This window comes from Halomonas sp. BC04 (assembly GCF_000568385.1).
Genome location: NZ_AZQX01000302.1, coordinates 1 through 13178, shown reverse-complemented (window position 1 = coordinate 13178; position 13178 = coordinate 1). Strand labels below are relative to the sequence as shown.

Here is a 13178-nt window from a genome sequence, read left to right as displayed (position 1 = left end):
CCTCAGCGGGTCATTGCCTGGGGCAGGTAGAGGGCGATTTCGGGGAAGATGTACAGCAGTGCGATGGACAGCATCATCAACAGGAAGAAGGGCAGGGTCGCCTTGGTGATGGTGACGATATCCTTGCCGGTCAGCCCCTGGATCACGAACAGATTGAAACCCACCGGCGGGGTGATCTGCGACATTTCCACCACGACGACCAGGTAGATGCCGAACCAGATCAGGTCGAAGCCCGCGGCGTTGACCAGGGGCATCAGGATGGCCGTTACCAGCAAGATCAGCGAAATGCCGTCGAGGAAGCAGCCCATTATCAGCAGCAGCAGGGTCAGGGCCACCAATAGCATGGTGGGTGACAGCCCCATCTCGCCGATGGCCCGGGCCAGTTGCATGGGCACCTGGGTGAAGCCCATGGCCGAGGTGAGGAACGAGGCACCGGCAATGATGAAGGCGATCATGCAGGCGGTACGGACCGCCGCAAAGAGCGATGCCTTGAAGGTGCCAAGGCCGAAGCTGCCGGTGCAGCGTGCGATCACGATGGAGAGCACCACGCCGACGGCTGCGGCCTCGGTGGGCGAGGCCAGGCCGCCGTAGATGGACACTATGATACCGCCGATCAGCAGCAGGACCGGTATCAGCGACAACGTATGGCGAAGCTTCTCGGCCAGGGGCATTGACGACTCGTCGTCTCCGGTCAGGCCCTGGCGGTTGCCCTTCATCAGCGACCAGAGGATCAGGTAGCCCATGAACAGGGCCAGGATCATCAGGCCCGGGCCGATGCCCGCCATGAACAGCCGTGAGATCGACTGCTCGGTCACCACGCCATAGACGATCAGGACAATGGAGGGCGGGATCAGCAGGCCAAGGGTGGAGGCGCTGGCCAGTGTGCCGATCGCCATGCCGCTGTCATAGCCGCGACGCTCGAGTTCGGGCAGGGTCATCTTGCCCACGGTGGCGCAGGTGGCCGCCGACGAGCCGCAGACCGCCGCGAACATGCCGCTGCCGATGATGTTGGTGTGCAGCAGCCGGCCGGGGAGGCGGTTTAGCCAGGGCGAGAGACCGCGGAACATGCTGTCGGCCAGCCCCGAGCGGAACAGTATCTCGCCCATCCAGATGAACATGGGCAGGGCGGTCAGGTCCCAGCCGTAGCTGGCGCCCCAGAAGTCCGATGCCAGGATCGGGCCCGGCGCAAAGGGGCTGAAGAAGGCCAGCGCCACCCAGGCGGTACCGATCAGTGCAAAGGCGATCCAGACGCCGCTGCCCAGAAGCAGTGCCAGCGTGAATATGGTAGCCAGACTCAATGTCAGCACGAGAGTATCTCCGAGAGAGGATAGAGGTCGGGCTCAGCGTTTCTCGCTGTCGTTGATGGCCGTCGCTTCGCGAAAGCTCGAGGGGTCACGGGCGGCGATGCGCAAGGCGATGATCAGCGCCTCAAGCAGAGCGAGGCAGAGCAGCCCCACGCCGGTTGCCAGGACGGTCTGCGGAATCCAGAGGGGAATCGCCAGGAAGCCTGAAGAGACATCGTTGAACGCGAGGCTCTCCCTGGCCAGTTCGATCAGTCCATAGCCCAGCAGCAGGCTGAGGACCAGGGCGACCAGCAACCCGAAGACCTCGAACCAGACGCGAATGGCAGAGGGGAGTCGCGAGATCAGCAGTGTCACGCGGATGTGGGCATGATGAACGAAGGTATAGGCGAGGCCGAGAAACGTCGCGCCAACCAGCAGGTAGGAGGCGATCTCCGAAACCCCGGTAATGCTGATGCCGGTTCGTCGCAGGCCAATCAGAACCAGGCCGGCATCCATGAGTCTGAAGGTGACCTGCAGCGAGATCAGGACGCAGATAGTGACCATGCAGGCCGCCGCCCCCCAGGCCCCAAGGCGGTAGAGTTTGTCGAACTTGAATGTCATGGCTTGGCCTCACGGCATGCTCGAGGGGAGGGCGCGACGGGCTGCCGCCGCGCCATCGTGGTCAGGCTTCAGTTATCAAGCTGGTTGCGATACTCCTCGAGTACCTGCTTGGCCGAGTCATCGGCGCGCTCTTCCCAGTCGCTGAAAAGCCTGTCGCCAGCTGCCTGCAGTGCGGCTGCCACCTCATCGTTCGGCGTGGCCACGGTGATACCGTTTTCCTGCAGGGCCTCGGTGCTTGCCTGGTTGTCATCTCGGCTCATCTGCCAGCCGCGCTCCTCGGCACGGGCGGCTGCTTCGAGGACCGCCTCCTGGGTCGCCTCATCCAGGCGGTCGAAGGCGCGCTGGTTGATGAAGACGATATTCTTGGGCAACCACAGGTTGGCGTCGGTGTAATGGGAGACGTAATCCCAGGCGGTCATGGCATTGCCGGTAGAGGTCGAGGTGATCATGGCATCCACCCGCCCGGTGCTGAAGGCGGTGGGGATGTCGGACTCCTCGGTTTCGGTGGGGTTGCCGCCCAGGTAGTTCACGAAGCGCTGGGTATTGATGTTGGGTGCCCGGACCCGCAGGCCCTCGAACTGCTCTTCACTGTTCAGTTCGAAGTCGGTATAGATACCCTGGGATGGCCAGGCCACGGCGTAGAGGGGCATCAAGCCCTGGTTGGCGAACAGCTCGGTGATCAGTGGCCTGGTGGCTTCCCAGAGGGCAAAGGCCTCGTCGTAGCTGCCTGCCACCCCCGGCAGGGTATCGACTTCGAAGATCGGGTCTTCGTTGGAGAGAACCGAGAGGAAGACCTCGCCCGCCTCGATGGTGCCGCGCCGTACCGACGGCTTGATTTCACCGTGGGCGACCAGGGACCCGCCACTGTGCACATTGATGCGTAGTTCGCCGTCGGTGGCCTCTGCCACGTCCTCGGCGAATTGCTTGACGTTCTTGGTATGGAAGCTGGCATCGCCATAGGGGGTCGCCATGGTCCATTCCGCTGCCTGTGCAGTGGCTGCGAAGCCGAAGGCGGCCGCCAGCATCACGGGGGTTGCTATCGTCTTGTGCATGGTAAAGACCTCTTGTTCATTTTGATTGTCGTATTGTTGCCTACGGGTGAGTCGTGGGGTATTGCGGCCGCACCCAACGGCCTTCGAAATCAGTGGATTCCATCTCATCCTGGCGCCGTTTCTCATAGCCTTCGGCACATGCCTGTGCCAGCCGGGCCACGCCGCGGCAGAATCGTGGATGGTTGGCGGTGCGCCATATCACATCATAGTGCATGTCCGGTAACGGCCTAGGAAGGGCGATGCGGTAGAGCTCCCCGCTTTGCCACTGGTCCAGCACCGTGGTGACGGGCAGCGCGCCAATTCCCAAGCCTTCCATGGTCATTCGCGCGATGGTCATCAGCGTACTGACGCTGTGTATCTGCGGTTGTTTCAGCTTCTCTCGGGCCAGGTACTGAATGAGTTCTTCATAGGGCCTGGCCTTCTTGCCAAAGGAGATGAAGGGAAGCGTTCTCATCCATTGGCGTGAATTGTCCAGCAGCAGCTCGGCGTGGACAGGGGCAATGAACATTCCCATTTCATAGGGGCTGAGAGGCAAGCTATCTATGCGGTCCTCTGCAAGATATCCGTTCATTGCCAACAGGATATCCAGTTCATTCTTGTCGAGCCGGTCATTCAATGCAGGTGAATAATCGACGGTCAGTTCGATGATCAGGTCCGGGTACTTGTCGGTCAGCCGGCGCATGAAATCCGGCAGCCAGCTATGGGCGATGGTCTCGATGGTTCCGACGCGCAAGGGGGCTGAAAAGGTCTCCTCGCTGTCGAACAGCTGCATCGCCTCATCGCGCTGATGCAGCATGCGCTCGGCATGGAGAAAGAATTCCCGGCCGCGCATCGTGGGTTGAATGGGGCGGGCCGAGCGCTCCAGAAGCCGTTGGCCCACGGTCGATTCGAGGCGCGAGATCCGCTCGGAAACCGAGGGCTGGGTCAGGTGCAGATGCGAAGCGGCCTTGCGAAAAGACCCCAGACGCACTGCCCAGACGAAAGCCTCGAGTTCCTTGAAATCGAGCACCCGATGGCCTCGTCAGTGCTTCTTGAACAGCTGGCTCTCCCGATCCTTGAACGCCTTGAACTCCAGGCGTTGCCGGAGGGATCGTAGAAGAACATGGTGGCCTGCTCGCCGGGCTCACCCTTGAAACGGATATAGGGCGCTATCTCGAAGCGCACCCCGTGGGCCTTGAGCTTGCTGGCGAGCGCCTCCCAGGCCTCCATTTCCAGCACCACGCCGAAATGCGGTACCGGCACGCCGTGCCCATCGACAGGGTTGGTATGGCTGGCGACAGGGGCGTCCTTGAGGGCCGGGTTGAGGTGACAGACGAACTGGTGTCCGAACAGGTTGAAATCGACCCAGCTATCCGAGGATCGACCTCGGGGCAGCCCAGGAAGTCGCCGTAGAATGACCTCGCTTCATCAATATCTCGGACCTGAACGGCCAGGTGGAAAGGATCGGAAACAGACATGTGGCCTCCTGAATTCTTGTCGTTATGCTGGTGCATCCTTTTTAGATTGATAATCCTCCAGACAGCTGTCGTCAACCGTTTTTGTAAATAATATCAGTTTGATAGGAGGTGCCGATAAAGAATATCGGAAAAAACGATTGGCACCTCAAAAGGCCTGTCCATATAGTGATTAAACCAAGCAATAGATATTGACTCGTCATAATAAAAGGAATCGTCATGATCATGCCCTTGCTCAATTGCGACATGGGGGAAAGCTTCGGCAACTGGACCCTGGGCATGGATGGGGACGTGATGCCCTTCGTGGATTGCGCCAATGTCGCCTGCGGCTTTCATGCCTCGGACCCTCATGTCATGCGCCGCACCGTGGCATTGGCTGCCCGGCACAACGTCAAGGTCGGCGCGCATCCGGCGTATCCCGACCTGATGGGATTCGGCCGCCGCTCGATGGCCTGCACGCCCGCCGAAGTCGAGGACATGGTGTTGTACCAGATGGGCGCCCTGGCTGGGCTCTGCCGGGCGGAAGGTGCCGCCATCCAGTACGTCAAGCCCCATGGCGCCCTCTACAATGACATGGCGCGGGATCCCGAGCTGCTGAAGGGGGTGATGCGGGCGGTGCTTGCCTATGACCCCAGCCTGCCCTTGATGGTGATGGCAACGGCCGATCCCGGACCATTCCAGGCGCTGGCCGAAGAAATGGGAATCTCGATCTGGTTCGAGACCTTTGCCGATCGCGCCTACGATGCCCAGGGGCACCTTGTCTCACGTCGCTGCCCAACGCCGTGCACCATGATGAAGCCACCATCGTGGCCCAGGCGGTGGCGCTGGCCAAGGGCGCGGCCTTGACGGCCAGCGACGGCTCCGCCCTGAAGCTGCCCTGCGATACGATTTGCGTGCACGGGGACAATCCCGAGTCGGTGGCGGCCGTGCGGGCGATCCGCGAGGCGTTTCACCGTCTGGAGTCCGCGTGAGGGCAAGTATCGAGACGACGGCCATGGACGTGTTGATGATACGGCTCTTCGATACCATCGAAGAGTCCAACATGGCGTGGATCATCGGCGCCGACCGGGCCCTGCGTGACGCCTTCGACAAGACCCTGGTCGACCTGGTGCCGTCCTATACCACCCTGATGCTCCACTATGACTGTCGCGTACTGTCGCATGGTGAAGCCCATGGGCGTATTCGAGAGGCACTGGAATACCTGCAGCCCGCTGACACCCAGGCGGGACAACGCCACGAGATTCCCGTGTGGTATGACGAGAGTGTCGGCCCCGAACTCCACCGTGTGGCTGAGCGGGCAGGGATATCTATCGAAACGCTGATACAGCGCCACTGCGACCACGACTACTGCGTCTTTGCCCTGGGCTTCGCCCCGGGATACGGTTTCATGGGGCTGGTGGAGGAGGCGCTTGCCACGCCGCGACTGGAGACGCCACGACGCAAGGTCGCCGCCGGCAGCGTTGGCATTGCGGGGCGTCAGACCGCCATCTACCCGCTGCCATCGCCCGGTGGCTGGAATATCCTTGGGCGTACCGCGGTGCCCCTGTTTGAGCATGCCCGGCGCGGCGATCCCCTGCTCAAGCCGGGAGATCGGGTGCGTTTCCTCGCCGTCTCCCGTGACGAGTTCGAGGCGCAGGGAGGCGATACCACACCGCTGGAGGAGCGGCCATGAGCGACACGATCACCGAGGGCGTGCGTGTCATCCAGGCCGGCCCCCTTGCCATGATCGAGGATGGCGGTCGCATGGGAGTGCGCCATCTCGGCGTGACCCAGAGCGGCGCCGCCGACTGGGTCTCGCTCTATTGGGCCAATTGGCTGCTGGGCAATGCCCCTGACAGCGCGGCCCTTGAAATCGTGGTGGGAGGCGGCTTGACCCTCGAGGTCGAGCGCGCCACGCGACTGGCGCTGGTTGGCGCCGATCTCGATGCGCGGCTCGATGATGCGCCGCTCGCCCCCGGCAAGAGCTTCGCGGTGCGCGAGGGGCAGCGGCTGGTCTTCAGGCAGCCCCGGGATGGGCTGCGCAGCTACCTTGCCTTTCCCGGTGGGCTGGAGGCGCCTGAGGTGCTGGGCAGCCGCAGCACCACGCCGCGGGAACGGCTCGGTGGACTGCATGGTGATGGTCAGCCGCTCAAGGCCGGGGATCGCCTTGCCTGGCGGGGAGAGCCGGTAGGCGAGCGAGGGATTCCGGCGGGGCTGCTGCCTTCCATGCCTCGACCGGGCTGTCGACTGGCGCTGGTGCCCGGCGCCCAGATCGGCGCATTTACCGGAACAAGCCTGTACGCCGCTTTCAATGCCGACTGGCGGGTCGATGATCGCGCCGACCGCATGGGGGTTCGGCTGCGGGGGCCGCAGCTGATATCTCGCCTGGGAAGCATGATTTCCGAGGGGATTCCGCTAGGGGCGGTCCAGGTGCCGCCGGACGGCCAGCCGATCATTCTGCTCAACGATCGTCAGACGATCGGAGGCTACCCCCGTCTGGGGGCCCTGACGCCTCTCGCCGCGGCCATGCTGACCCAGTGCCTGCCGGGACAGGAGGTCAGGCTGGAGGCCGTTGCGCGCGAACGGGCGGTCGCCGACTACCGGAGATTCCTGCGCAACTTCAGTGGCGTCGGCTCCCCGCCGCGCTGATCCTCAGGCGCCGAGTCCACTTTCCCGCAGCAGCTGATCCAGGCTGGTCTCGCTGGTTCTGGCTGGTTGCCTGGCGGCACTCTCCATATGTAGCTGGGTCTCCAGGTCGTTCATGCCGATGCCGACGCAGCGCTCGATAAGCTCAGTCTTGCTCAGGCCTGTTTGCCGGCAGAGATGCTCGAGCCGGGTCTCGGTATCGCGGGGAAGTCGCAGTAGATGTGGCATGGCATCATCGCTCCATTGTCCCGTCGGTCAGCATCATGCTGAGACAGGCCGGTAGACCGGTATTGGCTTAAAGATAAAAGGCGCGTGTCGCCTTGTCACCTCTTGAGCCTGTCGGTTTATGTTGCCTGTCGCCTGTGACCGCTCCGTGACCGAAGCGCGAAGAAAATGTTGCAGTGGGCTCACGTCAGGCCACGGCGCTGCATGACCTCGGTAATGATCGGCACAGGGGTCATCAGGTGTTCGCGCATCATCTCGGCGGCAGGCCCGGCCTTGCGTGCCAGGATGACATCGACCAGCGCCGCATGCTCCCGGCGCTTGCGCTCCAGGGCCGCTTCGGAAAAGACCGTCTCGCACAGCCAGAGATGACGATATCGTTCCACCTGGTCGGAAAGGCTCTCGCGGACCTGCAGCAGGTGGGGAGAGCGGCAGCCGCTGGCAATGGCGGTATGAAAGGCCTGGTGGCGGGTATCCCAGATATCGAGCAGCTCATCGGGGGTATTGACCTCCATCACCTTTGACAGGGTATGGGCCTTGGCCAGGATCTCGGCCTCCCAGCTGTCGTCGCCGCGCTCGATGGCCAGTTTCAGGATCAGTCCCTCGAGCTGGGCGCGGGCGTCGTAGAGGTCTTCAAGCTCGGCCAGTGACATCGGTGCCACCCGGTAGCCGCGCTGACTGATGGCCACCACCAGGCGTTCGGCCACCAGTTGAGACAAGGCTTCACGCAGCGGGCCGATGCCCAGGTCGTAGCGATCCTTGAGGCGGCTCATCAGCAGCTTCTCGCCAGGCTGGAACACGCCCCGCGTAATGTCATGTTTCAGCCAGCTGTAAGCGCTGATGCCAAGGTTCTGTCGTGGGCTAGTGTCCATGATCGGTCATCCTTGCTTTTTCCGGGCATGATAACCAATCGGCATCAAGTCGGTAATGGCAGGACATTCAACAAGTGTCCTTTTTCGTAGAAAGTATCCTCGATTATAGCAAGACGTGGATATTGCTGGCACTACTCCTGTCGTGGATGCCACTCGGTCATCTGCTGCGCCGTCCATTCGACCAGCTCCTGGGCCAGCCGGTCTGCCGCCAGGCCAAACGCATCGACCACCGTGATGATGTCCGTGCCCTCTGCGGGTTGGCGCTGGGTGAAACGGCGGCTTGCCAGCAGTTGCCGGGAGCGCGTATCGATCAGTCGCACATCCAGTCGGATGACGGCATCCGGGTGGCCGCCATGGTATTCGCTCTGGAAGGCACGCAGGTCACTGGTGAGTTCCAGGTCGGCCGAGAGCGGCGTGTCGGCATGGATCAGTCGGGTGATCCTCCCATCTTCCTGGAAGGCATCGATCAGGCGATTGCGCATCAGCACGGGCGTGGCATCCGCCCACCGTGCACCCTGGTAGACCTGGGGCTGGTTGGGGGTCGGTACGACGACGATACGTGACCCGTCCAGCAGGCCGCCGGCACTGGGCATCGCCAGGCGAAGGGTGGCATCGCCTGCTGGAGCCTCGGCCTGGCGCATGCCCTCCAGGGGTTGGGCGGGTAGGTCATAGAGCCTCACAGGCTCGCTCGCGGGTATCAGGGTGCAGGCCGAAAGCAGCCCCATGGTGCTGAACGCAAGAAGCCTGGCGAAAGAGAGCCTTTTCCTCACGGTGTGAACTCCTCGACGTTGTCGCGTCCCAGCAGAAAGTCGGCCGGGTTGTCCTCGAGGCGGCGTATGACGCGGTTGAGGGTGTTGAGTGTATTGCGCAGCTCCACCGTCGCCGGGCCGAGTCCTCCAATGCCCTGAATGCCGCTTTCCAGGGCCCCCTGGTTGGCGCCGATCAGTGCTCCATCTGTTCGGCCGTGCGGGCCAGGCTGGCGGTGGTCTGGCGAGCACCGGCCATGATCTCCTCGCCCTGACCACCGAGCATGCCACCGGCCCGTTCGATGAACGCGCGTATCTCCTCAAGGGCCTCGACGCCTTCTGCGGACAGCGATTCCATTTGTGCCACCAGTCGGCTGGGGCCATCGCCGACGCGCGCTAGACTGGCAGTGGTCTGCTCCAGGTTGGCCAGGATATTCTGCACGCTGTCGGTATTTTCCTCCGACAGCAGCGCTTCGAGTCGGTCAAGCACGCGGTTGACGTTGCCAAGGATTTCCTCGCCGTCACCGAGCAGGGCGCTCAATGGCGAGGGGTCGGCGACAATGCGGGGCGGAGGCGATCCAGGCGAGGCGATCAGCAGCGGGCTCTCCGGCGTGCCGCCATGCAACTGAATCGACATGCTGCCGGTGATGTTGGCCAGCGCCAGCCGGGCACGGGTATCGTGGCGAATGGGAACACGGCTTTCGACGCGGATTTGTGCCAGCACGTTGCGGGGATCTTGCGGGTCGAGGCGCAGGTCGGTGACCTCGCCAACCCGAACGCCGCTGTACTCCACGGCGCTTCCTTCCGACAGGCCGCTGACGCTGCGATCGAAGAACACCTCATAGTGAATGTAATCCCGGTCGCTGGTGCTCTGGGTCATCCACAGTGCGAACAGCAAGCCGCCGGCCAGGGCCAGCACGGTGAACAGGCCGACTACGACATGGTGCGCTCGAGTTTCCATCACCGCTCCTCCGTTCGCTGCACGGCCTGGCTGGCCGCCCGGCCCCTGGGGCCATGAAAGTAATCGCGTATCCAGTCATCGTCAGTGGCTTCGACCGCCGCCAATTCATCGGCGACGAGAACCCGCTTGCGGGAGATCACCGCGACCCGGTCGCAGGCGGTATACAGGGTATCCAGATCGTGGGTGACCAGGAATACGCTGAAGCCCAGGGCATCGCGCAGGGTCATCAGCAACTGGTCGAAGGCCGCAGCGCCGATGGGGTCGAGGCCGGCCGTGGGTTCATCGAGGAAGAGCACCTCCGGATCCAAGGCGAGTGCTCGCGCCAGGGCGGCCCGCTTGGTCATGCCCCCGGACAGGGCGTCGGGAGCCAGCAGGGCGGCCTCCGGCGGCAGCCCCGCCAATGCCAGCTTGACCCGGGCGAGGTGCTCGGCATCGGCTCGCGACAGGCCGGCATGCTCGATCAGGGGCAGGGCCACGTTCTCCTGCAGGTTGAGGGAGGTGAACAGGGCGCCACGCTGGAACATCACGCCGAATCGGCGCTCCAGCCGGGACCGCTGGTCGGCAGGCAGGCGCTGCAGGTCCTGGCCGAAGACCCGAACGCTGCCGCCGTCCGGTTGCTTCAATCCAACGATACTGCGCAGCAGCACCGACTTGCCGGTACCCGAGCCGCCGACGACACCGAGGATCTCGCCGCGGCGGATGTCGAGGTCGAGCCCCTCGTGCACCACGTGAGCGCCGAATCGGTTGATCAGGCCGCGGACTTCGATGACGGTTGCCTCGGATCTGCTCACCAGCCCATCTCCATGAAGAACATGGCCGCCAGGGCATCAATCAGGATCACCATGAAGATAGACTGTACCACGCTCGAGGTGGTGTGCTCGCCGACGGACTGGGCGCTGCCGCTGGCCTTGAAACCCTCGAGGCAACCGATGACCGCAATCAGGAAGGCGAAGATTGGCGCCTTGCCAAGCCCCACCAGCATGTGCCGCAGGGGGATGTCACGCTGCAGGATATCGAGGAACTGCGTCAGCGGGATGTCCAGCGCCAGGACGCAGACCATGGCACCCCCCGCGATGCCGCTGAGCATGCCGATGAAGGCGAGGATCGGAAGGCTGATCATCATCGCCAGGACACGAGGCAAGACCAGCAGCTCCATGGGGCTCAGTCCCTGGGCTCGCAGGGCGTCGATCTCCTCGTTGGCCTTCATCGAACCGATCTGGGCAGTGAAGGCGCTTGCCGTTCGCCCGGCCAGCATGATGGCCGCCAGCAGCACGCCGAACTCACGCAGGAAAGAGTAGGCCACCAGATTGACGGTAAAGATGGTGGCGCCGAAGTCGCGTAGCACCGTGGCACCGAGGAAGGCCACGACAGCGCCGACCAGAAAGGTGAGCAGGGCGACAATGGGAATGGCGTTGAGCCCGGTCTGCTGAATATGGGCGACCAGGGCGGTCACACGCCACCGCCAGGGCATCAGCAGTACCGCCACCAGGCTGCTCAGGGTGAGGCCAATGAAACCGAGCAGCTGGACCTGTTGCCTTGCCAGGTTTTCGATGACTCGGCCGATCTCTCCCAGTGCAACGCCGGCAGGAGACCGGGTGCGAGGGGGGAGAGTCGCGGAGTGGGGCATGGCGCCGGCTACGGCGACCAGCAAGGCATGGCGTTCCGCAGGCTGGTCGGGCGCCCAGCTCGTCACCTCGAGCATGCGCTCCGGCCCGATCAGCTCGACCAGCAGCACCGCGCCGGAAGTATCCAGCTCACCCAGCTCCTCCAGGTCCAGGTCCTGCGTATCCGGGGCATGGCCACGACGCAGTTGCCCAATGGTTTTACGGAGTCGTTGATGGTTCGGCAACGTCCAGTCACCGGTGGCGCGAAGCCTGCCGGCATCCTGTTCCAGATTGCCGGGGCGTGGAGCGGTCTGGGGCATCGCGTGTCGCCTGTCATTCCCTGGAGTTGGCTGCAATGGCGCTGAGATATCACTATACCCTTATGCAGCAGGGGGTAACAGCTCGCGCCAGGCCAGTTCCGCCACGGTCAGGTCCTGCGACCTCCTGAACCAGCGTGCCAGTGGCTGTCGTCAGCCACCGTGCTGCAGTTCACCCAGAATCTGCTGCGCCACCTGCTTCAATCTTGGCCCCAGGTTCTCGACCAGGACCTGATGGCTGAGGCGGTGGGAGGCGCCCCCGCAGTTGATCGCCATGACTTCTGCACCATCCTCGAGGATCAGTGGGGTGGCTACCGCGCTGATCTGCGACTGCCAGTCGCCTTCGGAGAGGCAGAAGCCATGGCGGTCGTAATCCTCCTGGCTTCGCCGGATATCGGCTTCCAGGGCCGGCCAGTCGCTGCCATGAAGCTCGGCGAGCTCGGCCAGCACGGCATCGCGCCGGGCAGGGGGGAGGCCACATAGCCAGGCACGACCGATCGCCGTCGTCGCCATGGGCAGGCGTGAGCCTACGTCGAGACGCATGATCAGCGGGCCACTGCCGTGGCAGCTTTCGATATACATCATCGAAGTCTTGTCGGCGGCCCCCAGGCTGACATTGCAGTCCGTGGCCTCTGCCAGTTGCTGCATGAAGGGGCGGGCGATTTCGCGAATGCCCTGGTTGGCCAGGAAGCGGTATCCCAGAGCGAGGATGCCGGGGCCGAGACGGTACTTCTCCAGCCGGGTGTTGTGCTTCAGGTAGCCGAGCTGTGTCAGCGTATAGGTCAGCCGCGACACCGTGGGGCGTGGAATGCCGGTACGACTGGAGAGTTCGGCATTGCCCAGGTACTCCTCGCCGGCGCCGAAGGCACGAAGCAGCTCGAGTCCACGCGCCAGGGCGGTGACGAAGTTACGATCCTTGGCTGGAGCGGCCTGGTCATCATCCAGAGGGGCAGGCTTGTTCATGGGAGTTCCCTGTGGCGAGATCGTTGCGCGGAGTATCGCATATTGACCCGGGGCCGGTCCGCACGCGGCCCCGGTCCCGGAGCGTTGCCATGGGGCCTCAGGCATCAAGGCGCTCGATGATGGTCGCAATGCCCTGGCCGACGCCGATACACATGGTGACGAGCGCGTATCGGCCTCCGGTGGTTTCCAGCTGGCGCAAGGCGGTGAGCACCAGGCGGGCGCCGGACGCGCCGAGAGGATGGCCGATGGCGATGGCACCGCCATTGGCGTTGAGGCGAGTGTCGTCGGGGTCCAGTTCGAGCTGCTTGACGCAACCGAGCACCTGGACGGCGAACGCCTCGTTGATCTCGATCACGTCCATCTGGCCGAGGGTCAGCCCGGCCCGTTCCAGCGCCTTGAGGCTGGCCGGCACCGGTCCCAGCCCCATGACGCGGGGCGGTACGCCGGCCAGGGCACTG

At 63.6% G+C, this 13178-nt stretch carries 13 protein-coding genes and 3 pseudogenes; 3 read left to right on the top strand and 13 right to left on the bottom strand.

What is annotated here, in order from left to right; all coding sequences use genetic code 11:
* Positions 1–2: 2 nt before the first annotated feature.
* The 5 genes and pseudogenes from Q427_RS20490 to Q427_RS30480 all read right to left on the bottom strand — a co-directional run bounded on the left by Q427_RS20490 (position 3) and on the right by Q427_RS30480 (position 4413).
* Entirely contained in the window at positions 3–1307 is a 1305-nt protein-coding gene (locus Q427_RS20490) for a TRAP transporter large permease (protein ID WP_043516956.1), read from the bottom strand.
* Between the two features lie 33 nt (positions 1308–1340).
* Complete coding sequence (locus tag Q427_RS20485) at positions 1341–1904, bottom strand: TRAP transporter small permease (RefSeq protein ID WP_043516955.1); 564 nt, start codon at positions 1902–1904, stop codon at positions 1341–1343.
* 68 nt (positions 1905–1972) lie between these two features.
* Complete coding sequence (locus Q427_RS20480) at positions 1973–2956, bottom strand: TRAP transporter substrate-binding protein (protein WP_043516954.1); 984 nt, start codon at positions 2954–2956, stop codon at positions 1973–1975.
* A 40-nt stretch (positions 2957–2996) separates the two neighbouring features.
* Complete coding sequence (locus Q427_RS20475) at positions 2997–3965, bottom strand: LysR family transcriptional regulator (protein ID WP_043516953.1); 969 nt, start codon at positions 3963–3965, stop codon at positions 2997–2999.
* A gap of 12 nt (positions 3966–3977) precedes the next feature.
* A pseudogene (locus Q427_RS30480) lies at positions 3978–4413 on the bottom strand (VOC family protein).
* Positions 4414–4629: 216 nt separating this feature from the next.
* Between Q427_RS30480 and Q427_RS20465 the strand changes: the two are divergent.
* The 3 genes and pseudogenes from Q427_RS20465 (at position 4630) to Q427_RS20455 (ending at position 7038) form a co-directional block, all read left to right on the top strand.
* Positions 4630–5381 (top strand): annotated as a pseudogene (locus Q427_RS20465) (5-oxoprolinase subunit PxpA).
* A gap of 23 nt (positions 5382–5404) precedes the next feature.
* Positions 5405–6082, top strand: a complete 678-nt coding sequence (pxpB, locus tag Q427_RS20460; RefSeq protein WP_442905539.1) for a 5-oxoprolinase subunit PxpB — start codon at positions 5405–5407, stop codon at positions 6080–6082.
* A complete protein-coding gene (locus Q427_RS20455; protein WP_043516950.1) occupies positions 6079–7038 on the top strand; it encodes a biotin-dependent carboxyltransferase family protein in 960 nt (319 codons plus the stop codon). The genes pxpB and Q427_RS20455 overlap by 4 nt, the downstream gene beginning before the upstream one ends.
* A 3-nt stretch (positions 7039–7041) precedes the next feature.
* Here the strand turns inward: Q427_RS20455 and Q427_RS20450 are convergent, their stop codons facing one another.
* The 8 genes and pseudogenes from Q427_RS20450 to Q427_RS20415 form a co-directional block, all read right to left on the bottom strand.
* Positions 7042–7263: a ribbon-helix-helix protein, CopG family gene (locus tag Q427_RS20450; RefSeq protein WP_043516949.1), complete on the bottom strand. Its 222-nt coding sequence runs from the start codon at positions 7261–7263 to the stop codon at positions 7042–7044.
* Between the two features lie 179 nt (positions 7264–7442).
* Positions 7443–8129: a DNA-binding transcriptional regulator CsiR gene (csiR, locus tag Q427_RS20445; RefSeq protein WP_051496561.1), complete on the bottom strand. Its 687-nt coding sequence runs from the start codon at positions 8127–8129 to the stop codon at positions 7443–7445.
* A 131-nt stretch (positions 8130–8260) separates the two neighbouring features.
* Entirely contained in the window at positions 8261–8899 is a 639-nt protein-coding gene (locus Q427_RS20440) for an ABC-type transport auxiliary lipoprotein family protein (RefSeq protein ID WP_197030764.1), read from the bottom strand.
* Between the two features lie 172 nt (positions 8900–9071).
* Entirely contained in the window at positions 9072–9836 is a 765-nt protein-coding gene (locus Q427_RS20435; RefSeq protein ID WP_197030763.1) for an MlaD family protein, read from the bottom strand.
* Positions 9836–10627: an ABC transporter ATP-binding protein gene (locus Q427_RS20430; protein ID WP_043516948.1), complete on the bottom strand. Its 792-nt coding sequence runs from the start codon at positions 10625–10627 to the stop codon at positions 9836–9838. Before Q427_RS20430 ends, Q427_RS20435 begins: the two co-directional genes overlap by 1 nt.
* Positions 10624–11760: an MlaE family ABC transporter permease gene (locus tag Q427_RS20425; protein WP_043516947.1), complete on the bottom strand. Its 1137-nt coding sequence runs from the start codon at positions 11758–11760 to the stop codon at positions 10624–10626. The genes Q427_RS20430 and Q427_RS20425 overlap by 4 nt, the downstream gene beginning before the upstream one ends.
* A gap of 150 nt (positions 11761–11910) precedes the next feature.
* Positions 11911–12720, bottom strand: coding sequence for an IclR family transcriptional regulator (locus Q427_RS20420; RefSeq protein WP_043516946.1), 810 nt, complete (start codon positions 12718–12720; stop codon positions 11911–11913).
* Positions 12721–12817: 97 nt separating this feature from the next.
* A pseudogene (locus tag Q427_RS20415) lies at positions 12818–13178 on the bottom strand (3-oxoadipyl-CoA thiolase); the annotation flags it as partial.